The organism is Ensifer sp. 1H6, from assembly GCF_001976035.1.
GTDB classification, from domain to species: Bacteria; Pseudomonadota; Alphaproteobacteria; order Rhizobiales; family Rhizobiaceae; genus Ensifer; species Ensifer canadensis.
In genome coordinates this window covers 107,831-129,352 of the sequence record NZ_MOAI01000017.1, presented here as the reverse complement: position 1 = coordinate 129,352, position 21,522 = coordinate 107,831, and the positions used below count along the sequence as shown (strand labels likewise).

General features: G+C 61.4%; 20 protein-coding genes and 1 pseudogene. 1 reads left to right on the top strand and 20 read right to left on the bottom strand.

Annotated features, from left to right (window positions below; genetic code table 11):
* Nucleotide 1 precedes the first annotated feature (1 nt).
* The gene (locus BKP54_RS20490; RefSeq protein ID WP_025425908.1) at nucleotides 2-442 is read left to right on the top strand and encodes a hypothetical protein; all 441 of its coding nucleotides are present in this window, start codon (nucleotides 2-4) and stop codon (nucleotides 440-442) included.
* A gap of 115 nt (nucleotides 443-557) precedes the next feature.
* On the opposite strand, the gene BKP54_RS20485 is transcribed toward BKP54_RS20490, so the two are convergent.
* The 20 genes and pseudogenes from BKP54_RS20485 to BKP54_RS20390 form a co-directional block, all read right to left on the bottom strand.
* Entirely contained in the window at nucleotides 558-1,301 is a 744-nt protein-coding gene (locus BKP54_RS20485) for a helix-turn-helix transcriptional regulator (RefSeq protein ID WP_084814756.1), read from the bottom strand.
* A 12-nt stretch (nucleotides 1,302-1,313) separates the two neighbouring features.
* Entirely contained in the window at nucleotides 1,314-2,054 is a 741-nt protein-coding gene (locus BKP54_RS20480; protein ID WP_025425906.1) for a helix-turn-helix transcriptional regulator, read from the bottom strand.
* Nucleotides 2,055-2,893: 839 nt separating this feature from the next.
* Nucleotides 2,894-4,569: pseudogene (fliF, locus tag BKP54_RS20475) on the bottom strand (flagellar basal-body MS-ring/collar protein FliF).
* 372 nt (nucleotides 4,570-4,941) lie between these two features.
* Complete coding sequence (locus tag BKP54_RS20470; protein ID WP_025425904.1) at nucleotides 4,942-5,334, bottom strand: hypothetical protein; 393 nt, start codon at nucleotides 5,332-5,334, stop codon at nucleotides 4,942-4,944.
* Nucleotides 5,335-5,406: 72 nt separating this feature from the next.
* Nucleotides 5,407-5,961: a chemoreceptor glutamine deamidase CheD gene (gene cheD / locus BKP54_RS20465; protein WP_025425903.1), complete on the bottom strand. Its 555-nt coding sequence runs from the start codon at nucleotides 5,959-5,961 to the stop codon at nucleotides 5,407-5,409.
* The gene (locus BKP54_RS20460; RefSeq protein ID WP_025425902.1) at nucleotides 5,958-6,347 is read right to left on the bottom strand and encodes a response regulator; all 390 of its coding nucleotides are present in this window, start codon (nucleotides 6,345-6,347) and stop codon (nucleotides 5,958-5,960) included. Before BKP54_RS20460 ends, cheD begins: the two co-directional genes overlap by 4 nt.
* Nucleotides 6,347-7,405, bottom strand: a complete 1,059-nt coding sequence (locus BKP54_RS20455) for a chemotaxis response regulator protein-glutamate methylesterase (RefSeq protein ID WP_025425901.1) — start codon at nucleotides 7,403-7,405, stop codon at nucleotides 6,347-6,349. The genes BKP54_RS20460 and BKP54_RS20455 overlap by 1 nt, the downstream gene beginning before the upstream one ends.
* Nucleotides 7,402-8,310 (bottom strand): protein-glutamate O-methyltransferase CheR, encoded by a 909-nt coding sequence (cheR, locus tag BKP54_RS20450; RefSeq protein ID WP_025425900.1) that lies wholly within the window; start codon nucleotides 8,308-8,310, stop codon nucleotides 7,402-7,404. Before cheR ends, BKP54_RS20455 begins: the two co-directional genes overlap by 4 nt.
* Nucleotides 8,307-8,777: a chemotaxis protein CheW gene (locus tag BKP54_RS20445; RefSeq protein WP_025425899.1), complete on the bottom strand. Its 471-nt coding sequence runs from the start codon at nucleotides 8,775-8,777 to the stop codon at nucleotides 8,307-8,309. Before BKP54_RS20445 ends, cheR begins: the two co-directional genes overlap by 4 nt.
* Nucleotides 8,778-8,782: 5 nt before the next feature.
* A complete protein-coding gene (locus tag BKP54_RS20440; protein WP_025425898.1) occupies nucleotides 8,783-11,071 on the bottom strand; it encodes a chemotaxis protein CheA in 2,289 nt (762 codons plus the stop codon).
* 19 nt (nucleotides 11,072-11,090) lie between these two features.
* A complete protein-coding gene (locus tag BKP54_RS20435; protein ID WP_025425897.1) occupies nucleotides 11,091-11,456 on the bottom strand; it encodes a response regulator in 366 nt (121 codons plus the stop codon).
* 3 nt (nucleotides 11,457-11,459) lie between these two features.
* Nucleotides 11,460-11,753, bottom strand: coding sequence for an STAS domain-containing protein (locus BKP54_RS20430; protein WP_025425896.1), 294 nt, complete (start codon nucleotides 11,751-11,753; stop codon nucleotides 11,460-11,462).
* A gap of 41 nt (nucleotides 11,754-11,794) precedes the next feature.
* Nucleotides 11,795-13,417: a globin-coupled sensor protein gene (locus BKP54_RS20425; protein WP_025425895.1), complete on the bottom strand. Its 1,623-nt coding sequence runs from the start codon at nucleotides 13,415-13,417 to the stop codon at nucleotides 11,795-11,797.
* A gap of 700 nt (nucleotides 13,418-14,117) precedes the next feature.
* Nucleotides 14,118-15,509 carry an FGGY-family carbohydrate kinase gene (locus BKP54_RS20420; protein WP_057204233.1) on the bottom strand — a complete coding sequence of 464 codons (1,392 nt, stop codon included), beginning with the start codon at nucleotides 15,507-15,509 and terminating at the stop codon, nucleotides 14,118-14,120.
* A gap of 4 nt (nucleotides 15,510-15,513) precedes the next feature.
* Complete coding sequence (gene rhaM, locus BKP54_RS20415; RefSeq protein WP_025425892.1) at nucleotides 15,514-15,828, bottom strand: L-rhamnose mutarotase; 315 nt, start codon at nucleotides 15,826-15,828, stop codon at nucleotides 15,514-15,516.
* Nucleotides 15,829-15,835: 7 nt separating this feature from the next.
* Nucleotides 15,836-16,840: an ABC transporter permease gene (locus tag BKP54_RS20410; protein ID WP_025425891.1), complete on the bottom strand. Its 1,005-nt coding sequence runs from the start codon at nucleotides 16,838-16,840 to the stop codon at nucleotides 15,836-15,838.
* Nucleotides 16,840-17,820, bottom strand: coding sequence for an ABC transporter permease (locus tag BKP54_RS20405; RefSeq protein WP_025425890.1), 981 nt, complete (start codon nucleotides 17,818-17,820; stop codon nucleotides 16,840-16,842). Before BKP54_RS20405 ends, BKP54_RS20410 begins: the two co-directional genes overlap by 1 nt.
* Nucleotides 17,817-19,313, bottom strand: coding sequence for a sugar ABC transporter ATP-binding protein (locus BKP54_RS20400; protein ID WP_025425889.1), 1,497 nt, complete (start codon nucleotides 19,311-19,313; stop codon nucleotides 17,817-17,819). The genes BKP54_RS20405 and BKP54_RS20400 overlap by 4 nt, the downstream gene beginning before the upstream one ends.
* A 253-nt stretch (nucleotides 19,314-19,566) precedes the next feature.
* Entirely contained in the window at nucleotides 19,567-20,556 is a 990-nt protein-coding gene (rhaS, locus tag BKP54_RS20395; RefSeq protein ID WP_025425888.1) for a rhamnose ABC transporter substrate-binding protein, read from the bottom strand.
* Nucleotides 20,557-20,682: 126 nt separating this feature from the next.
* Complete coding sequence (locus BKP54_RS20390; RefSeq protein ID WP_025425887.1) at nucleotides 20,683-21,495, bottom strand: DeoR/GlpR family DNA-binding transcription regulator; 813 nt, start codon at nucleotides 21,493-21,495, stop codon at nucleotides 20,683-20,685.
* Nucleotides 21,496-21,522 lie beyond the last annotated feature (27 nt).

Sequence of the window (21,522 nt, the reverse complement as noted above, 5' to 3'; positions counted from 1 at the left end):
GATGAAAAAGTGCGAATTCTCCGAGAGACGGGAACAGATAGTAGCCGAAGCGATCCGCCCAGTGGCGACCGAGTTGCGTCTCATCGACGCCGCGGATTTCATCGCTCTCCTGCGGTTCGAATCCTATGCCAGCCTCGCTGACCTCGTTGAATCGGCCGCCGAGCTCTATTTCCTGCCCGGAACGGTCAATTTCGGTCTCGGCGGAAATTACAATCTGGATTGGGACAGCGAGCCAGAAATCGTGCTCGATCTCGAGCTCAAGCCGCGCGGCGTCACCATCTACGTACGCCTCTCGCTCGGCAACGACACCGCCGGCATCGAGATCAGCCACATCACCTTCCAGAACCCGTCGGCGGATCCAGACGAGAACACGGCCTTCCTTGCAAAGAGCCTGACCGAAGCGAAGTTCATCAAATCCTATGAACTGCCTCTGGCGTGTTAGAGCGCTTCCGGTTTAAACGGAGCCGTAGAAACGATCTATATTATTGTTTTTTACGCATTTCCTGACGGAAAACCGCTACGCACTTTTCCTGGAAATGCTCCGGGTCGCCCGATCTTCAGCTGATGTAGCCGAGGCGAATAGCCTTGGCGATCGCCTGAATACGGTTGACCGAATCGAGCTTGGTCGTGGCGGCGCCGAGATAGGCGTTCACCGTGTGGACGGAGAGCCCCATCCGTTCGGCGATCTCTTCGCTGATATGGCCGTCGCCGGCCATCTGCAGGCAGGCGATCTCACGATCACTCAGCGTCTCCGGCCGCACCATGCGCTTCTCGTCAGCCGCCAGAAGGTCTGTCATGATCGTGCAGCTACGGCCATGCAGATCAACCACCTGCTCGGTCGTCGCTTCGACATAGCTGCCGGCGAAGACCACATATCCATTGCCCTGCGCACCGAGCCGCACGGGAAAGGCAATGCCGGAATAGGGTAGCTTGCGCGCTTTCAGACGGTGGCCGAAGTGCCCGAACTCGAACATCTCCGCCGCCTGATGTTCGCCCGAGCCATTCCAAAGCACCGGCAGCAGCGATGTGTCGAGATGGGCCGTCAACTCGTCGCCGTAAAGAGTTATGAGATCATGCGCGTTCGCTTCCGAGGAAACTCCCCAGTTGTCGAGCACGCAGGTCAGCTTGCGCACCGCGCCCATACCCTTGCCGTTGAGCCGCAGGACGGCGAAATGCTTGGCGTTGATCTGACGCTGCATCGCCTGCAATCGTGTGATCAGAGTGGCCGCGCGCGCCGCCCTGCCGCTACGGCTGTGCCGCTGGTCGTCGTCGTTGCGTCCACTGGGGAGGAAATGGGTCATCAGTCTCGCCCCTCAGACCAGGTTGTTGCGGACGGCATAGGCGATCGCCTCGGAGCGGGTTCGCGTGGCTGTCTTTCGCATGACGCTGGTGATGTAGTTGTTGATTGTGTTGCGGGAGATCCCGAGAATGACGGCGATCTCTTCGCTCGTCTTGCCCTCGGCGATCCAGGACAGGCACTCCAGTTCACGGTCGGTCAAGTCGAAGTCGCGATCGTGCCGCACTTCGGCGCGTGTGGTGAAGCTTGCGAGGTATCCAGCAAGCAGGGTCACATCGCGCAGGCTCTCCTGCGACAGGATCACATCCTCGGGAACGAGCAGCATCAACGAGAAGCGCAGCCGTCCGACATTGAAGGTGACCGCGCAATATTCGCGGCTGATGCCCCGTGGCAGGTCGATGTCGTCGGGCAGCGAATAGAACACTGGCTGCAGCACCGAGAGGCATTTTTCAAGCTCGGTCGTCTTGGCATGAAGTCCGATGATGATGCCCGAAAGCCGTCTGACGATGTCGAACGGCCAATCCGAGCAGACGACGAAGTCGAGCCCGTTATCCTGCGAGAGATCGTATCGCGCCAGGAGATAATGGCTCGCGCCAACATATTCGGTCAGCGCCGCAAGCCCGCTTCCCAGGTTGGCGCGCCCCGCCATGTCGCCCAGCCGCCGAAACAACTGATCACGCGTAAGCCCACCACCGCGTAGGCGTGTCGACGCTGTCGGCAAAGGCCAGACAGTTATGTCTGCTTGCGAAATGTCCATGATGTCAGCCCCCGTGCCGGATTCACCGCCCTGGAACCTGCGCTTGCACTGTCGCCGCCAACAGCCGGCCCAAGCCGAATATCACCACCAGTCGCAATTCAGGACGCGAATCAATGTTAAAAATGTACATCCGTCCTCAAAAAAAACCATCGTCATCTTCTCGCTATTTACTTCACCACCCTTTCATGAAACGATTCGCCGAGATGCTGCTTCAGCATTGTCCGATCCCGGGCACCACGCAGCACATGTTTTGACATAGCGTTGATATTTAAAAGAGTTTTGCCGTTCGAATTGCCCCTGCTCCGCTGACGCACCGATTTCGCGCAGCGCTGGGCGGCTCGCTGAGCACAAATTCAGCCCAAATCTCGTCATTCACCAGAGTCAGAAGAAGCTTCGAACAGGGGCGAATTTTACTTTCGACTGACGCCTGTTGCGAAAATGCATCAATTATTCACTCGAACAACCGCAGTCTATCAATATATAAAACTCGAATACGTCGAGAATTATTATCGAATAACCCAATTTATATTCCAATTTATCTGTGTATTGACGATGGCAGACGCAGTAAACCGGCCCACCTTCCGCACCCGGGCAGCAACGGCGGAATCTAAAAATTAAGATCTCGTTAAAGTATTACAATCGCGGGCCGCACCCATGACTCGGGCGACGGCACAACGATTCTTACCGTGGATTCAGCGGCCGATACCGGCAACCGCCGAGACTCGCACAATATTTGCACGGGACACGACGGCAAGAGCGCTGCACCCGCAACGCCTGCGAAACGAAAAATCCCGCCGATGCGGCGGGATTTGTCACTATCAGACGATTTCTGTGTGTGATCAGGCGGCTTTCTCGAGAGCCCATTTGCGCAGGATCTTTGCGGCGCGCTCTTCGCTGATCTCGACCATGCGTGCAAGGCGCCTTTCCGGTCCTTCCTTGACGCGACGGTTGAAGGCGCCTGCGTCTTCGCCCATGCTGAGCAGATCGTCGGTGCTGTCGAAGCCGAAGTCGGAGCCGAAGCCGTCCATGAGGGCGCCACCGGCACTGCTGTCGCAGGGGAGAAATCGGGCAGTTCGAGACCGGCGGATTCGTTGGCGAGCTGGCCGGAGCTTCCGCCAAGGCCGAGCTGCCGAGCCAGCGGCCGCATGCCCATCCAGACCACCAGGAAGGCGACGACGACGAAGGCGAGCGCGTTGATGATGCCGCCAAGATTGCGCGTCAGCGTCTCCATGAGACCCGGACCCGAGATGGCCTGGTCAAGCAACTGCGTCTCGACGAAGTCCATGGCGTTCAACGTCACCACGTCGCCACGGTTCGCATCAATGCCGGCGGCTGACGATACGATCTTCTGCATCTCCTGAAGATAGGCATCGATCTTTGCCTGATCGACCGGCTCACCGACCATGGCGGCAAGGCGGCCGCGATTGACGACCACCGCAATCGACAGGCGCTCGACCGTGTAGCTGTTCTTCACGGTGGCGATCGTCTTGCTGTTGATCTCGTAGTTGGTCTGTTCTTCCTTCTTCTCGGCCTGGTCGTTCGACTGCGGGCCGGCACCGCCGCGCGGAGCGGCCTGCGGGATGTTCTGCTGTACGGTTGCGGCATTGTCCGGCTGCTGCTGGCTGGACTTCTGCTCTTCCTTGGTGACACGGGTGGAGCGTTCGACGCGCGATTCCGGATCGAACATCGTTTCCTGGATCTGCTGCGTGTCGGTGTTCAGACGAGCCGTAACGCTGGTGCGGAAGTTGTCCATGCCGAGGAATGGGGCGAGCGCGTTGTCGATCTTCTTCTCAAGCTCGGTCTGGACATTCTGCACCACGCCCAGCGACTGGTTGAGGGCGCTGTTGGCCGGATCGTCGCCAGAGGCGAGAAGCTGGCCGGTCGAATCGAGGATGGTCACGTCATCGAAGTCGAGCCCCGGTACGGACGAGGCGACGAGATGGCGGATGGAGGCTGCGGCATTGCGGCCGACCGTGGCGCTGGCGCGGATCATCACCGAGGCGGTCGGGTTCTGGTCTGCCTTACGGAAGCTGCCACGCTCAGGCATCACGATGTGGACGCGGGCGGCGGCGATACCGGAGATCTGCTGGATGGTGCGGCCGATTTCGCCTTCAAGCGCGCGAACCCGGGTGACTTCCTGCATGAAGGAGGTCAGACCGAGCGAGCCGACATTGTCGAAGAGTTCGTAGCCGGCATTGGCGCTGCTCGGCAGGCCGCGCTCGGCCAGGAGCAGACGGGACTTGCCGGTCATGCCGACGGGAACCTGGATGCTGCCGCCATCCGCACCGACGTTGAAGTCGATGTTGGCTTCTGCAAGCGCAATGCTGATTTGAGTGACGTCGCTTCGCTCAAGCCCGACATAGAGCGTCTCGAACGATGGCCTGTTGACGTAGATACCGGCCCCCAGGACCATGCCGACAGCGACAATGCCGGCGGCCGCCAGCGCTATCAGCTTGCCTTGCCCCAGACTGGCGAGGTTCTTCGTGAACATCGAAAATTGATTCAACAGACTCATTCTGTTTCCGCACCCAGTATCGCAGGACATTCGAGCCGGTCATCCGACGAGCGCCCTGCGCAGTTCCAACATTTTGGGTTTGGTGGGTGTCGCGTGCCCCGCAACGACTTCCAACACACACGAATCCATCAGCCCCGATCGGGACCGTAGGAAACGAAACTTGCGCGAACTTGGCTTTCGCCGCCAGTCTCGGGGAAATCGGGGGATATAGCTGTAGAGAAATCTGGCTGCACCGACGGACGATGCAGCCCAAAGGCCAGAGCGCTTCCATCTTAAAAGAGCGCGTCCATCTTAAACGGGGCGCGGAAACGCTCTCTTTGTTTTTACGCGTTCCCTGACGGAAAACCGCTCCGCACTTTTCCTGGGAAGGCTTTAGAACGCCTCAAAGTCGCCCGCCGCCTTGGTCAGCGGCTGCGAATGGCCGTGACGCAACATGCCGTTGCCCAGCGCCTTCTTCATGTCGGCGAGCTTGACCAGGCTAACAGCCGTGGTCACGTCGACGAGGCAGGTATCGGGGATCACGGCGGTGATCGTGTCGATGAACTCGGCCAGGCCGCGGGTCTTCTGCACGGCCAGATCGATGCCCTGCAGCACCATCATCTCGTCGCGATTGTCGAGTGCCGAGGCGCCCCGACCGCCGAGCAGCTGAGGCTCGATCCGTTCGATGAGATAGGCGACGTCGTGAAGTTCGGTGACGACGCGCATCAACACTTCGGGCAGCGATTCTTCCACGTGCGGCATGTGGCCCTGGTAGTCAGTCTGCATTGTCGGTTCTCACGTGGTTTTTCTGACGATAGTGCAGGCGTGTGGTTCGCCTGCGGAGCATGCCCCGCAGGATCAGAAGAATTCGATGGAGCTTTCGACCGGACGTGGCGCGATCACCGGGCGCTCTTCCAGCTGGACCGTGCGCTGGGTTTCCACCCCTGTCAGTGCGTACTGACGGGCGCGTCCCGACGACGGCCAGTATTCGAGCTTGCGGCCGTGTTCACCGCCGGTGCTCTCGCCGACGATGCGGATGCCTTCGTCAAGCAGGAACTGCCGGGCAAAGGCGGCATTCTGCTCACCGACATTCGAAAACCGGGCGATGGTCTTGGCGCCGCCGAAGATCTTGGCCTCGAGCCGATCACGCCGGGCGCCCTGCTTCAACAGACCGTTGATCAGCAGTTCCATGAGATGGACCCCATAGCGGGTCGCATCGCCGCCGGAAGCGGGCGACGACGCCGATCCCGGCAGCAGGAAATGATTCATGCCGCCGACTCCGACCACGGGATCGCGCATGCACGCGGCCACGCAGGAACCGAGAATGGTCGACAACACCACATTGGGATCGTTGAAGACCTTGTACTCGCCCTGAATGACATGCACGCGCTTGCCGACGGCTTCCATGTTCATTTCAATGCCCCAAATACGGCTTCGATCGCGGCCTTCATCTTTTCGATCGTGAACGGCTTGGCCAGCACGTTGTTGGCTCCGAGCGCTGCCGCCTTCTGGACCAGCGCGCGGTCGCCCTGCGCCGTCAGAATGATGAAGGCCGCCTTCTTGGTAGCCGGGTTCGACCGCACTGCCTGAAGCAGGCCAAGGCCATCCATCTTCGGCATGTTGAAGTCGGAGATGACAAGGTGATGCGGGTTCTGGGCCATGATCTTCATGCCCTGTTCCCCATCACCGGCGGCGGTGATCTGCTTGAAGCCCAGCTGCTGCAGGGCGTCGCCCAAAAGCAGGCGGCTCGTGACCTGATCGTCGACGATCAGAACTTTTATTTTTTCGGCGATGGACATTATTCGCTTCCTTCCTTCCGGAACGCCGCGGTCTTCAGTATCTCCTCCCCGATGGAACCGAGGGGGAGCTGCGTTTCGACGGCGCCCAATTCATAGGCAACTCTCGGCATACCGTAGACGACACACGTCTTTTCGTTTTGTCCGAAGGTCTTTGCCCCGGCATGCCGCATTTTCAGGAGACCGGATGCGCCGTCACGGCCCATGCCAGTCAGAATGACGCCGATCGCATTGCGACCGGCAAGTTCGGCGACCGAATCGAACAGCACGTCGACCGAAGGACGGTGGCCGTTGACCGGATCCCGATCGACCAGACGGCAGCAAGGCGCCGTCGGATTGGAGACCTGCAGGTGGCGCTCGCCGCCCGGGGCCAGATAGACCTTGCCGATTTCGAGGCGTGCGCCATCGGTTGCTTCCTGCACCGTCGGTGCGCACAGGCGATTGAGCCGCTCGGCAAAGCTCTTGGTGAAGGTGTGCGGCATATGCTGTGTGATCACAGTCGGCGGGCAGTTCGGCGGGAACTTCTGCAACACGGTGATCAGGGCCTCGACGCCGCCGGTGGAAGCGCCGATGGCGATGATCTTGCGCCCTGCCCGATATTCCGAGGCACCGTTGACATTGGCCGCCGTCGGCGCTGCCGCCTTGTTGCCGGTGATGATGAACTTTCGCTGCGAGCGGGCTGCGGCCTTCACCTTGTCGATCAGATCGCCGAAGGGGTTCGGATCGCCCGGAAGGGGTTTTCCGACGCAATCGAACGCACCGATTTCAAGTGCTGCAATCGTCGCCTCGGCACCCTTGTGTGTCAGCGTCGAGACCATGATGACCGGCATCGGGCGCAGGCGCATGATCTTGTCGAGGAATTCCAGGCCGTTCATGTTCGGCATCTCGATGTCGAGCGTGACGACATCGGGATCGAGCTGCTTGATCGCCTGGCGCGCTTCCATCGCATCGGCCGCCTGGCCGACGACGGTCACGCCGGGATCGGAATTGAGAACTGCGGTGATCAGGCCACGCATGGTGGCGGAGTCGTCGACGACGAGAACGCGAGCGGGTGCGGTCATGCCCGTCCTCCATGAAACTTGCCGGTATGGCGGTAGGTGGTGATGCCGATATTGTCGAACTGCGACTTGGCGTCGCCCGACACGCGCTCGGAATGACCGATGTAGAGATGTCCATTGGTGCCGAGCATTCCGGCAAAACGCGACCAGATCTTCATCTGCGTCGGCTCGTCGAAATAGATCACCACGTTGCGGCAGAAGATGACATCGAACGGCCCCTTGAACGGCCATTGGGCCATCAGGTTGAGCTCGTTGAAGGTGATGAGCCGCTTGACGCGATCGTCGATCTGCCACTTGAAGCGGCCGCCGGCATTGACCTCGTCGAACCATTGCTTGCGCATGGCCGGATTGACCGTTTCGAGCGCGGTGGCATCATAGGCGCCGGCCCGTGCCAGCGTCAGGATCTTCGGGTCGATATCGGTCGCGAGAATGCGGAAGTCGTAATCGGCCGCGTTCGGCAGCAGCGACAGCACCGTCAGCGCGATCGAATAGGGCTCCTGCCCGTCCGAGCACGCCGCAGACCAGATACGCACGCGACCGCCGGCCTTGGCGCGGGCAATCAGCTCCGGCAGAACCTCCGTCTTCAGATGCTCGAAGTGATGATTCTCGCGAAAGAAGCGGGTGAAGTTCGTCGTCAGATGCGAGAGCATGTCGCGGCGGGCGGCAGCGCCTGCCGGCGAGGAGACCAGCTGGCAGTACTCGCGGAAGCCCTTGAGACCGAGGTTGCGGATGTGCTTCGACAGGCGGGAATAGACCAGCGATGCCTTGGTCTCGTTGAGATAGATGCCGGCATCGGCATAGATCATCGCTGCGATTTCACTGAGATCGCGGCGCGTCAGCGGATACTCACCGCTTGCCAAACATTCATCGGGCGACTGCTTCTGCTCCAGAATGGCCTGGTTTCTCATGCTGCTTCCCTTTCTTCCTGCGGGAAGACAGATTCGAGTTCTATCAGGCAGATCAGCCGGCCTTCGATCGCGAGCACGCCGCGGGCGAAGCTCCTTTCGAATTCGGACGAGATGACATCAGGTGTCGGCTGGATCTTGTCATCGGTAATCGTCAGTATGTCGGAGACGGCATCGACCAGCAGGCCGACGACCTGGTTCTTCACCTGGGCGACGATGATGACATGGCGGACGGTCGGCTCGGCCGGCTTCATGCCGAGGCGTGCCGACAGATCGATGATCGGCAGCACCGCGCCGCGCAGATTGATGATGCCGAGCATATAGGCCGGCGCATGCGGCATTGCAGTCGCCGGTGTCCATCCGCGGATTTCGCGCACGGACATCACGTTCACGCAGAACTCCTGATCGCCGACGCGGAAAGCAATCAGCTCTCGTCCGTCCGTGGTCAGATTCCTTGCGGCATAGGTCATCGCATTCATCCAGCAGCAGCGAGAGACATTTCAGCCTTCAGCGAATGGCCACGCGAGGCGGCCACGATCGTGTCGACATCGAGGATGAGCGCCACCCGACCGTCGCCAAGAATGGTCGCCGCAGCGATGCCCGGCACGTGGGTGTAGTTGGCCTCAAGGCTCTTGATGACGACCTGGCGCTGGCCCTGGATGGCGTCGACCATCAGTGCGCGCTGGCCGCCACCTTCGGATTCCACCAGAAGTGCGACGCCTTCGACCGGGTTTGCCTGGCTGGCGCGGAAGTTGAGGATGCGACCGACGTCGACCAGCGGGCAGAAGGAGTTGCGGATCGATATCAGCCGCTGGTTGGAGCCGAACGAATGGATTGCGGCGGCTTCCGGCTGCAAGGTCTCGACGATCGCCGTCAGCGGCACCACCAGCGTCTGGTTGGCGACCGTGACCACCATGCCGTCAAGCACGGCGAGCGTCAGCGGCAGGCTCATGGTGAAGACCGAGCCGTGGCCGGGCTTCGAGGAGATGTTGATGCGGCCGCCGAGCGCCTGGATCGAGCGCTTGACCACGTCCATGCCGACGCCGCGGCCGGAGATGTCGGAGATCTTGTCGGCGGTGGAGAAGCCGGCGTGGAAGATCAGGTTGTCGATCTCCTCGTCGGAGAGATTGGCATCGGCGGCGATCAGATCGTTGTCGATCGCCTTCTGGCGCACCTTCTCGCGGTTGATGCCGGCGCCGTCGTCGGCAAGCTCGATGACGATGCGGCCCGACCGGTGCTTGGCCGTCAGGCGCACGGTGCCTTCGGCGCTCTTGCCGGCGGCGAGACGCTTCTCCGGCGTTTCGAGGCCGTGATCGACGGCGTTGCGGATCATGTGCGTCAGCGGTTCGGCCAGCTTGTCGATGACCGTCTTGTCGACTTCGGTGTTTTCGCCTTCGGTGATGAGACGGACAGACTTGCCGGTCATGTCGGCGATTTCGCGAACGATGCGCGACATGCGCTGGAACACCGGCTTTACCGGCTGCGCGCGGATCGCCATCACCGAGTCCTGGATCTCGCGGGTGAGCTGCTGCAGCTCCTCGAGGCCCATGTTGATCGACGAGGTGCCGTTGGCGTCGTTTTCGACCACGCTCTGCGACAGCATCGCCTGGTTGATCACCAGTTCGCCGACGAGGTTGATCAGGCGGTCGACGCGATCGAGATCGACGCGGATGGTCGGTGTCGCGGCGGATGCGGCTGCCTGCTGCGCGGCTGCGGATTGCGCCGCGGCACTGGCGGCGGCACCGGCCGACTTTTCAACAGGCGCACGGGCGGTCGACTGGGCCATCTGCAGCACGTTGCTGGCCGTGCCGGCGGCAGAGACGGCCGCATCGCGGATCGCCTGCCGGGCTGCCAGCTGCTCTTCTTCCTCGATCACGCCGACCGAAACAGCCGGCTCGTCGTCGAGGATCGAGAGGTCGAACGGCACCGGCTGCATCGGCAGCTCTTCGCTCGGAGCGGCTGTGTCATCGGAGACCAGCAAAATCTCGAGGTCGCAATCCCACTCGGCGAATTCGAACACGGTGCGGATCGCGTCCTCGCCCTTGTCCGTCTTCAACGAGATCTTCCAGGAGAAGTAGGCGGATTCCGGATTTAGGCGATCGAGCGCCGGAAGCGCGTCCATGTCGCAATGGATGCTCATCTCGCCAAGGCGGGAAAGGTCGCGCAGAAGCAGCGTTGCCTCGTTGCCCTTGGCGTAGAGATCGGATCTCGGCTTGAAGACGATCTCGTAGGTCGGCATCTCCATCAGCGCCGGCTCGTCTGCCTCGAAATCGTCGAAGGAGAACGCGACGGGCTGGAAGCCTTCGTCGTTGGCGACGGGTGCCGTTACAACCGGGGCGGCCTTGGTGACCGGCTCGGCAGCGGCCGACGCCTGCGGTACCTCGCCGTTGGCAAGCGCCTCGAGTTCCTTGATCAACTGGCGGCTGCGCGCCTCGTCGACGCTACCGCCATCGCGGGCAGCGTTCGTCAGGTCGGCGAGCACGTCGGCCGACTTCAGCATCACCTTCAGAACCTCAGGACCGGGGTCGAGCCTGTTGGAACGAACGCAATCAAGTGTCGTCTCGAACACGTGGGCGAAGGAGACGAGGTCGTCGAGCCCGAAAGCGCCGGCGCCACCCTTGATCGAGTGCACCGCGCGAAACACCGCATTGACCGTTTCCGGATCGCGGTCGCCGTCATTGAGCTTCAGCAGACCCGATTCCAGTTCGGCGAGTTGTTCCTCGCATTCCTGGAAGAAGATCTCTTTGATTTCGTTCATATCCATTGGAGGCTATCCTCGGACTTCAGGCCGTTACGCGCTCGATTGCATCAATCAGTTTGGTCGGGTCGAACGGCTTGACGATCCAGCCGGTAGCTCCGGCCTGACGGGCGCGGTTCTTCTTTTCGGCGTCGCTTTCCGTGGTCAGGACCAGGATCGGGATAGCGCGGTAACGGTCGTTCTTGCGCACGCCTTCAATGAAGCCGAAGCCGTCGAGACGCGGCATGTTGATGTCGGTGACGATGACATCCGGATTGGCTTCTTCGAGAACCTCGAGGCCCTCGACGCCGTCCTCTGCCTGGATCGTTTCGAAACCGGCATTGTTCAGCGTGACCAGAAGCATGTTTCGGATCGTCCGGGAGTCGTCGACTGTCAGAACTCGCTTTTTCATTCTTCAAATCTCCTTTGCCATCAGGTGATCGATATCGACCCCGATGAGCTGTGTCGTTTTCTCGAAAGCGTCCGACACCTTGCTGAAGGTGAAAGACAAATGATCCTCTTCCCAAGTCTTGGCGCCGGCCATCAGCACCTGGACGCAGAGCGTTCCAACCCGCTCGACCGCCGAGGCGTCGATCGTGAGATCGCTGCCCTTCAGGCCCAAAAGCTTCTCATGCAGCGCTGTCGCTTCGTTCAGGTCCAACACCGGAGCGAGGCTGAGCGTCTTCTGAGCGGTCTTTTTGCTGGCCATTCCTGTTTTCCTCGACTGCTAACTCTTGAGTGCCCTTGAGATCAGCGTTGCCAACCGGCGAACTGACGTTGCGGACCGTCGTCGAACAATGGCGCCGCCATTTCATCGTCGGCCATCGCCGCAGGAGCCACGAGGCCGCGTCCCTGGCTGGCGGCCGGTGTTGGTGAGGCCGCGTGGCGGCGTTCAACGCGGAACCTGCGGATCGTCTCGCCGAGCTCGACGATGACATTGTGCAGGTCGTCGGAAGACCGGACCGTCTCGCCCGCCATCGCGGCACTTGCCTGCACGGCCTGCGAAATCGCACCGATGTCAGAGGCAACGCCCTTGAGATCGCCGACCTGTTGTTCCGCCTCACGGGCGATACCGGAGACGGCGGCATTGATCGATGTGACCTGCTGGACGATGCTGCTGATCGCATCCTGAGTGCGACCGACGATCTCGACGCCGGTCTCGACCTGCGCCTTGGTGCCCGTCACCAGCTGCTTGATTTCACGTGCCGCTTCGCCGGAGCGCTGCGCCAGCGCGCGCACTTCCTGGGCGACGACGGCAAAGCCGCGGCCGCTGTCGCCTGCCCTTGCAGCCTCGATGCCGGCATTCAGCGCCAACAGGTTGGTCTGGAAGGCGATCTCGTCGATGACGCCGATGATCTGGCCGATCTTTTCGGCCGACGCTTCGATGTCGGCCATGGCGGAGATTGCCTGGCCGGCAATCTCGCCGCTGCGCTCGACAGCAACCCTTGTCTCGGTGGCTTTGATCTCGGTGGCGCTGATGCGGCTCGAGCCCGTCGCCATGCGTTCGGTCATGTCGGCAAGCGCTGCGAGCTGACCCGAGAGGGCATCGGCTTCAGCCGCCGCCTTGTCGGAAAAACCGGCCGCTCCGTCGCGCAGACGGCCAATGAAAGTCTCCGCCGCCTGACCGCGCTGATCGGCGGACTGCAGGCTCTGCTGGATCGTGTCGAGTGCCGCGTTCAAGCTGGCGACGATCGGCTGGTAGGCATCCGGCGCGCTCTCGGACAGGCGCACGCCCAGGTCGCCGTCGTTCAAGCCTTTGGCGAAGTCGCCGAATAGGGTCGTTACCGCCTGCTCGTCGGCACTGTGCTGGTCGGCGAGCTGGCGCTGATGCTGCTGGCGAAGGGCGTTGAAGCGGAGCGAGACGCCGATCTCGGTGTCGACGAAAACGGTACGGACTAGTGCCGCAACCAGATCGCACAGTTCCTTGCGACGTCCCCTGCCCATCGGCAGGAAGGACTTCGGCCAGGCCTCTTCGATGAGGCCGACCAACAAGTGTTCCAGCACGACGGCGTGGCTTGCCATCTGCCAGCGCGGATCGAGGCCCATGCGGTTCGATGTGTCGGCAAGCACCTTGACGCGCTCGGCATAGAGGCCGTCAAAGCGGGCATCGGTCAGCACGTTCCAGTGCGAAGACTGGATGTCCTGCAGGCGATCGAGCTGCCGGTCGTTGTCGAAATGGCGGGCTGCGTCGGGATAGCTCTGCAGGCGCTGGAAGAGATCGCGAAGGGCTGCGTCGATGCGAGGGGAAAGTTTCTGCCTGGTGTCGCGGACGCGGGAACAACTCTCGTCGTCGAGCCCGGCAAAGCGCAAGCGCTCCAGCAGACTGCCTGCCTGGCCCTTCCTTGCCTGTTCTGACGATGCTTCCTGCCTCAACGCTAAATCCCCGGCTTTGCATGCTTGGAATTTGCCTGGGGAGTATCCGGACGGTCCACGGTCCACCGGACGTGCACGCCACATCAATGAGATCAGCCCCCGCCGCTTGGGCGTCTGCTATCGTCCATCCCGCAAGTAAATTCGGTGAAGAATCGATACCGGACCGGAACCGGTACGGCGGGGCGGCATCATGCCTTGAGGAGACTGTGAATTTTCCCATTCCGACGTGTGGGACAATGTTTATGGTTAATTCCTTGCTTGAAGGTTAACGGTCGATGGCCTGTAACCGGAATCACTAAAATTCGCCGGGTGTTTCCTGGCGCTGTTTTTGCGGCGCAGCAATGCCGCACTATTGACCCCGAATTTCAACAGGTTTTCACTCACAAGAGTTTAGAATTGTACTTCTACTTGCGCTCGCGTATCGAAGCGAACGTGAAGTGGGCGCAGATCGCGCGGAAGAAACCTTTGCAGCAAGCAAAGCGACATCATGACGATGCGCTGACGGGAAACGAACAATGATTGTTCTTGGAATTGGCGCCGCTCTCACAGCAATCCTGACAATGATGGCCGTATCCATCGTGCTCAATCTCGAGCATAACCGCTCGACGAACCGCAGCTCGGTTTTCTAAGCGAAAAAACGAACGCCATCGTCGTCAACCGCGCACTTCATGCGGCACCGTTACTCTCCTATATTTCACCGTTACTGGTTGCCATTGGCCTGTTGCACATGGCTTTTCGTTAGCGACCGCCAGTTTTCTGCATAGTGCACAAAGCTCTCAGGCACGGGGCCGGCGAAGGCCTGCACGCCGGTCCGCACGTGGCGGCCGTCGACAAGACTTGCAGCCCCGAGGCTGGTGCCGGTCACGTTGTGGCTGTCGGCAAGGACCGGGCGCCCCGTTGCCGCCTGAAGCATGCGCAAATAGGCGGCGTTTGCAGCGAACGGTCCCTCGACCACGATATCCCCTCGCGCCCCGATGAGATCGAGGCATGTCGCCGTCATCAATGCCAGATGGAAAGAAACGGCGGCGACCCTGCCGGCCGGCGTCAGCTTCTCCTCGTCCACCGTCCAGCGCGCCTTGGCGGATGGGAAAGGTCCGGAGCCTTCGGGAAGCGAAGGCAACAGCATGTGCCCTGCCGCAATGACGGCCTCCTCGTCTTCAAACGCGGTGGGCGTCGTGCCGTCGCCGAGCAGCAGCGAGAAGGCACGACCGCCCATGAAACGCGCCGAGGGAACCGGGTCGCCGAGAGCGTTGACGTTGATCAGTGTGTCGCGATGTTCATCGAGCGTCACTTTGGCGGCGCCAACCGCCAGCATCACGACCCAGGTGCCGGTCGACACCACGGAAAACGGCGTCGTTCGGGTCAGCAGATGCGGCAGCAACGACGCGTTGGAATCGTGGATGCCGCAGTAGATAGGCGTACCCGCGGGAATGCCGGTGGCGAGGCAAAGCTCGGGCAGCAGCTTGCCGACGATATCGTCTGCCTTGCGGACGGGCGCAAACAGGTGCCGCCAGCCCTGGCCTTCCACCAGCGTCGAGAAGGCGCCTTCCGTCGGGTTCCAGAGGTCGGTGTGGCAACCGAGCGAGGTCAGTTCGTTGACGCGCACGCCGGTCAGCCGGAAGGTCCAGTATTGCGCATAGGTCAGGATCGTTGCGATCCTGGCGAAGGCGTCGGGAAAGGTCTGCTGCTGCCAGAACAGCTGCGCGCCGACATTCAGGCCCATAGGCAGGCGCGCGGAGCCGGTTTCGGCAAAAGGCGGACGAACGGCCTCATAGGCTTCCGACAGGGTATCCGGCCCGCCGAATTCATAGTCCAGCACCGGCAAGGCAAGGTCGCCGGCCTCGTCGAGGACAACCGCGGTTGCGCCGTGGGTGGTGATCGAGATCGCTTGCAAGGGATGCTCGGCCTGGAGCGCCGTCAGGCTATCGAGCACGAAGGCCCAGAGACGCTCGACATCGAAATGCGGATAGGGCTCGCCCGCGACGACACGGTTTGCGGTCTTGCGCACGGCAACCTCTTCGAAGCGATCGAGATCAACCGCTGCGACCTTGGCATTGGTCTTGCCGATGTCAATGACGCCCACGATCCGCATCGGGTCAGCTCATGTGAAAAACGGTTTTGAGCGGTACGGCGACCGGATCGTTATCCTCGCGGGTTTCCATGATGTCGGCCATATGAGCCCACCACTTCCGCATCACCGGATGGGAGGGCAGATCGGCCATGCCGTGGTCGTCCGCTCGCCAGAGGACGCCGAAGAGCAGATCGTTCTCCTCGTCGAGATGGATGGAGTAGTCCGAAATACCGGCCTCCTTCAACAGGGTCACCAGCTCCGGCCAGATGGCATCGTGACGTGCGGTATATTCGGCGGCCATTCCCGGATTGAGCCGCATACGGAAGGCGTATTTTTCCATGGAAACCTCAGTGGGCAAGACGGCGGCGGGCGCGTCGCCACAGGATGGGCAGGGCGATCACCGAGATCAACAGCAAACCGATGAAGATCGACATGACGATGCCCGGCACGTTCAGGAGCCCGAAGCCGAAGGTGACCATGCCCATGATCAGGGCCGCAAGCACGACCCCCGGTATGGTACCGGAGCCACCGAGAATGCTGACGCCGCCAAGCACCACCATGGTCACGACTTCCAGCTCCCAACCAAGCGCGATCGACGGTCGGGTGGAGCCGAGGCGCGAGGTCAGGCAGATCGAGGCAAGCCCCGCCATCAGGCCGGTGAGCAGAAACAGCGTGAACTTCACGCGGCCGACGCGGATACCGGAGAACAGCGCGGCCGTCTGGTTGTTGCCGATCGCGTAGACGGCGCGGCCGAAATTGGTCTTGTGCAGCACGACGCCATAGATCACGGCCAGGACGACAAAGAGCGTGAACTCGAACGAGAACACCCACCAGACATAGCCCTGCCCGAACCAGGAGAAGCTTCCGGGATAGCCGGTGAAGGCCTGATCGCCAAGGATGATGAAGGAGAGGCCACGAAACAGGCTCATCGTACCGATAGTGACGACAATCGACGGCAGGCCGAGACCGGTGATCAGCAGGCCGTTGACGACGCCGCAGGCGAGCCCGACCGAAAGTCCGACAACCACCAGCGCCGGCGTGTCGAAGCCGAGCTGGACGGCATAACCCATCGCCGTCGAGGCGAGCGCGATGATCGAGGCGACCGAGAGATCGATCTCGCCTGAAATGATCACCAGCGCCATGGCGAAGGCGATCATCGCCTTTTCGGTGAAGTTGAAGGTGGCGTCGGACAGGTTCCACGGGTCGAGGAAATAGGGTGAGGCCAGCGAATTGCCGATGAAGATGAGGCAGGCGACGACGAACAGCAGGCTTTCCCAACTCTTCAGCAGGCGCGCGCCGCGCCCTTCGAGGCGATCGGGAATGTTGCGGGGGGAGAGATGCGTTTCTGCCATCAGACAGCCTCCGCCTTTTTGAGGATGACGCGTCCCTTGCGCCGTTCGGCACGCGCATTGACGGCAACGGCCGTTATGATGACCATGCCGGAAATCGCCATCTGGGCAAAGGGCGAGATGTTGATGACCGGCAGAGCGTTCTTGATCACACCGAGGAACAGCGCGCCGAGCACCGCTCCCGGCACCGAACCGATGCCACCGGCGATCGAGATGCCGCCGATGACGCAGGCGGCGATGATGTCGAGTTCGAAGCCGGCGGCAATATCGACATAGGCAACGGCATAGCGCGACACCCAGAGATAGCCGGACAGCCCGGCAAGCGTCCCCGAGAGGCAATAGGCAAAGAAGCGCGTCCGGCCGACGTCGATGCCGGTATAGACAGCCGCATGCGGATTGCCGCCGACGGCGAAGAAGGCCCGCCCGAGCGGCGTGCGGCTTATCACCAGGAAGATCGCCGCGACCGTGACGACCGAGAGCCAGGACAGCACGGGAATGCCGGCAAGATCAGTGCGCGGAAAGCTCTTGAAGGCATCGCTCATCTGGTGGGCATTGATCCACTTGCCGTTGGTCAAGAGGAAGATCAGGCCGCGATAGATCGTCAGCGTGCCGAGAGTGACAACGATCGGCGGGATGTCGAGTTTCCAGACCAGCGCCCCATTGATCATCCCGAGCACCGCGCCGAGCGCTATGGCCGACAGGAGGATGACGGGGATCGGCAGGCCGGGGAACGCGGCGTTCAGCATTGCCGCGACCATGCCGGAAAGCGCCAGGTTTGCCGCCATGGACAGATCGATGCAGCGCGTCAGGATCACGGCCATCTGGCCGAGCGCCAGGATGATGAGGATCGAGGTGTCGTTGTAGACGCGTGCCAGATTGGTCGGCGCAATGAAGGGCGGGAAGCGCCAGGCGATCAGGACGACCAGCACCAGGATCGCGCCGACAAGCAGCAGTTCACGGTTTTTCAGGAGCTTGGCCATCATGCGGCCTCCGCAATGCCGGCGGCGGCACGCACCAGCTTTTCCGCCGTCAATTCTTCCCGCTCGAAGCGGCCGACAATGCGGCCCTCGCGCATGACGATGACGCGATCCGACATGCCCATGATTTCGGGGATTTCCGATGAGACCATGATGACGCTGAGGCCCTGTGCGGCAAGCTCACTCATGAAGGCGTGCACCGCGGCCTTGGAGCCGATGTCGATGCCCTTGGTCGGTTCATCAAGAATGATCACCTTCGGCTTGGTCGCCAGCCATTTGGCGATGACCACCTTCTGCTGGTTGCCGCCCGAAAGCGTGCCGACGTCCTGATCGAGGGAGGCGGCCCGCAGATCGAGCCTAGACGTATATTCCCGCGCAAGCGCGAACTCGTTGGCAAGTTTGAGGAAGCCGGAGCGCGAGGTGCGCGACAGCGACGGCAGCGTCACGTTCTGGAAGATCGGCAAGCCGATGATCGCGCCCTGACGCCCACGCTCCTCTGGCACATAGACGATACCGCTCCTGATCGCCTCGGACGGATTGCGGATCACCAGGATTTCGCCATCCAGCCTGATGGCACCTGCCGACGGGCGGGTGATGCCGATCAGCGACTGCATGAATTCGGAGCGGCCCGCGCCGATCAGCCCATAGAAGCCAAGAATTTCGCCACGTCTCAGTTCAAAGTTAATGTCCTCGAACTCGGTCGGGTGACGGTAGCCGGAGACTGTCAGAACGGGGTCGCCGATGGCTACGTCCTTCTTCGGATAGACGGAGCCGACGGCGCGGCCGACCATCATGCGCACGAGATCGTCCTGACTGACATCGGCGATCAGCCCCTCGCCGACCATCGTTCCGTCGCGAAACACGGTGTAGCGATCGGCGATGCGGAAGATCTCATCGAATTTGTGGCTAATGAAGAGGATCGCCTTGCCGTCGGCCTTCAGCCGTTCGACGAGCGCGTAGAGTTCGTGAATTTCCTTGTGCGACAGCGCCGCCGTCGGTTCGTCCATGATCACGACGCGGGCATCGACCGACAGAGCCCGGGCGATCGCCACCAGATGTTTCTTGGCAATGCCGAGATCGCGCAGCCGGATCGTCGGATCGAAATCAGCGCCGGCGCGATGCAAGAGCGCACGTGCATCCGCATTGAGCTTATTCCAGTCGATCAGGCCGAAACGGTTGCGCGGGGCATGGCCGAGGAAGATGTTTTCAGCGACGGACAGTTCGTCGAACAGAACCGTTTCCTGATGGATGGCGGTTACGCCTGCCCTTGCAGCAGAAAGCGCGGTCGGGAAGGCGGTTTCCGCATCCGCAACGCGGATGCTGCCTCCATCAGGCTGATAGATGCCCGTCAATATCTTGACGAGGGTCGACTTGCCCGCACCGTTCTCACCGACGAGTGCCGTCACGGAGCCCGGATAGAGCGACAGCGAAACGTCGGACAATGCCTTGACGCCGGGAAAGGACTTGGAGATGCCTTCAAGCGCAATGGCGGGCTTCATCCGCGATGTGATCGTATCCTGCAACACATTCCATCCGCCTGATTTGTGGGCCTGACATCCAAGGCGCCACGTCTGCAAAATTGCCCCTCACCCTAACCCTCTCCTCGCTCGCGGGGAGAGGGGACCCGTTGGCGTGTCGCCGCTTACGCCGACGCCCATTAGGAGCGGAGCATCGCCGCATGTTTCCCTTCTCCCCGTCAAACGGGGAGAAGGTGGCCGGCAGGCCGGGTGAGAGGTAACCGCCCCTCGCCGATCAGAAGATCTTTGCGAACTCTTCGACGTTCGAGGCGTCGTAGACGAACGGGTCGGCCATGGCGCCTTCGTTGTTGTCGTCGAGCTTCACAGCGCCCATGCGGCCCATCTTCAATTCCGCGCCGGGCTTGGCTTCGGCACCGTTGACGAGATCATAGGCGATCATCGTTGCGGAATAGCCGAGATCGATCGGGTTCCAGATCGCGAAGGACTTGGATGCGCCCGACTTCACGTGACCGGCCATCTCCGAGGGAAGGCCGAGGCCCGTGACATTGATCTGGCCGATCTTGCCGGCATCGGTGACGGCCTGTGCCGCAGCAACGATACCGACCGAGGTCGGCGCGATGATCGCCTTCAGGTTGGGATAGGACTGAATGAGCCCTTGCGTTTCGCGGTAAGACTTGTCGGCAAGGTCATCGCCGTAGACGGTCGCGACGACATTGATGCCCTTGTAGTTGCCCTGAACCTTCTTCATTTCCTCGATCCAGGTGTTCTGGTTCGTGGCTGTCGCCGAAGCCGAGAGCACGGCGACATCGCCGCCATCCGGCAGGTTGTCGGCGGCGAGCTTGATGATCATGTTGCCGATCAATGGATTTGACGACGGGTTGAGGTGCATCTGGCGGCCGTCCTTGGCGACCCCGGAATCCCAGGAGATCACCTTGATGCCACGATCCATCGCCTTCTTCAGCGCCGGAACGAGAGCATCGGTGTCGTTGGCGGAAACAGCGATGGCATCGACCTTCTGGGCGATCAGCGAGTTGATCACCTCGATCTGGCCTTCAGCGGTCGTCGTCGTTGGACCGGTGTAGATCACCTCGACGTCGCCCAGTTCCTTTGCGGCTTCCTGCGCGCCCTTGTTGGCAGCCTCGAAGAAGCCGATGCCGAGCGCCTTGACGACCAGGGCGATCTTCTTGTTTTCCGCATGTGCGGCATTGGCCATCAGCGCCAACGACACGGCGGCCGTGACCATCAATGATTTCAGGATCTTCATTTCCACTCCTCCCATGGACCGGAACGCGATCGGGATGACCGCATCGTCCGGTACTAACCTTCTCGAATTCGCAACCGGCCCGGTCTTTTCCGACCGGTGCCGATCCTTCCCCTCCCCTCGGCCGTCTCAAGCGGTCGAGGATGCATTCTCCGCGTCAGCGCCGGACCTGGCGTTGGCGATCACCAATCGCACGCCGGCATTTTCGAGCATCGCAGCATGCCTGTCCTCGATGCCCGAATCCGTGATCACAGTGGCGATCCGCTTCAATCCGCACAGGATGAGGCTGGAGCGCTTGTGAAATTTCGACGAGTCGACGAGCACGACGAGCTCGTCGGCCTGATCGATCAGTTTCTGCTCGGCCTGGATCAGCAGCGGATCCGCCTCCATCAGACCGAGCGGACCAAGCCCCTGGGCGCCCATGAACATGCGGCGCGCATAGAAATTGCGCGTCACGTCATTGTCGAACGGACTGAGGATGATGTTCTGCTCGCGGTAGATCGTGCCGCCCGACAGCATCACCGTGTTTTTCGAGTGCTTGAGCAGATGCTCGGCGATCGGAAACGAGTTGGTGAAGACCTGCATCCGGCGATTGGTGAGAAAGTGCACCATCTGGAAGGTCGTCGTGCCGCCATTGATGATGATCGGCTCGCCATCTTCGCACAGCGCCACCGCCTCCTTGGCGATCGCCTGCTTCTCCCGCGCATGCAGGCTTTCATTGACCTTGAAGGGTCGCCCGGCCAGCCCGACGAACTGCGGCGGATTGATCGCTTCCGCCCCGCCGCGCACGCGCCGCAACCGCTTCTGCACGTGGAGCGCCGCGATATCGCGCCGGATCGTCGCCTCGGAACTGTCGGTCAGATCGACCAGTTCCGGCACCGTGACCACGGGCTTTTCCTGAACCGCCGACAGAATGATCCGATGTCTTTCTTTCTCGTGCATTCGCTCCTCCGATAATTTGCATGCTTC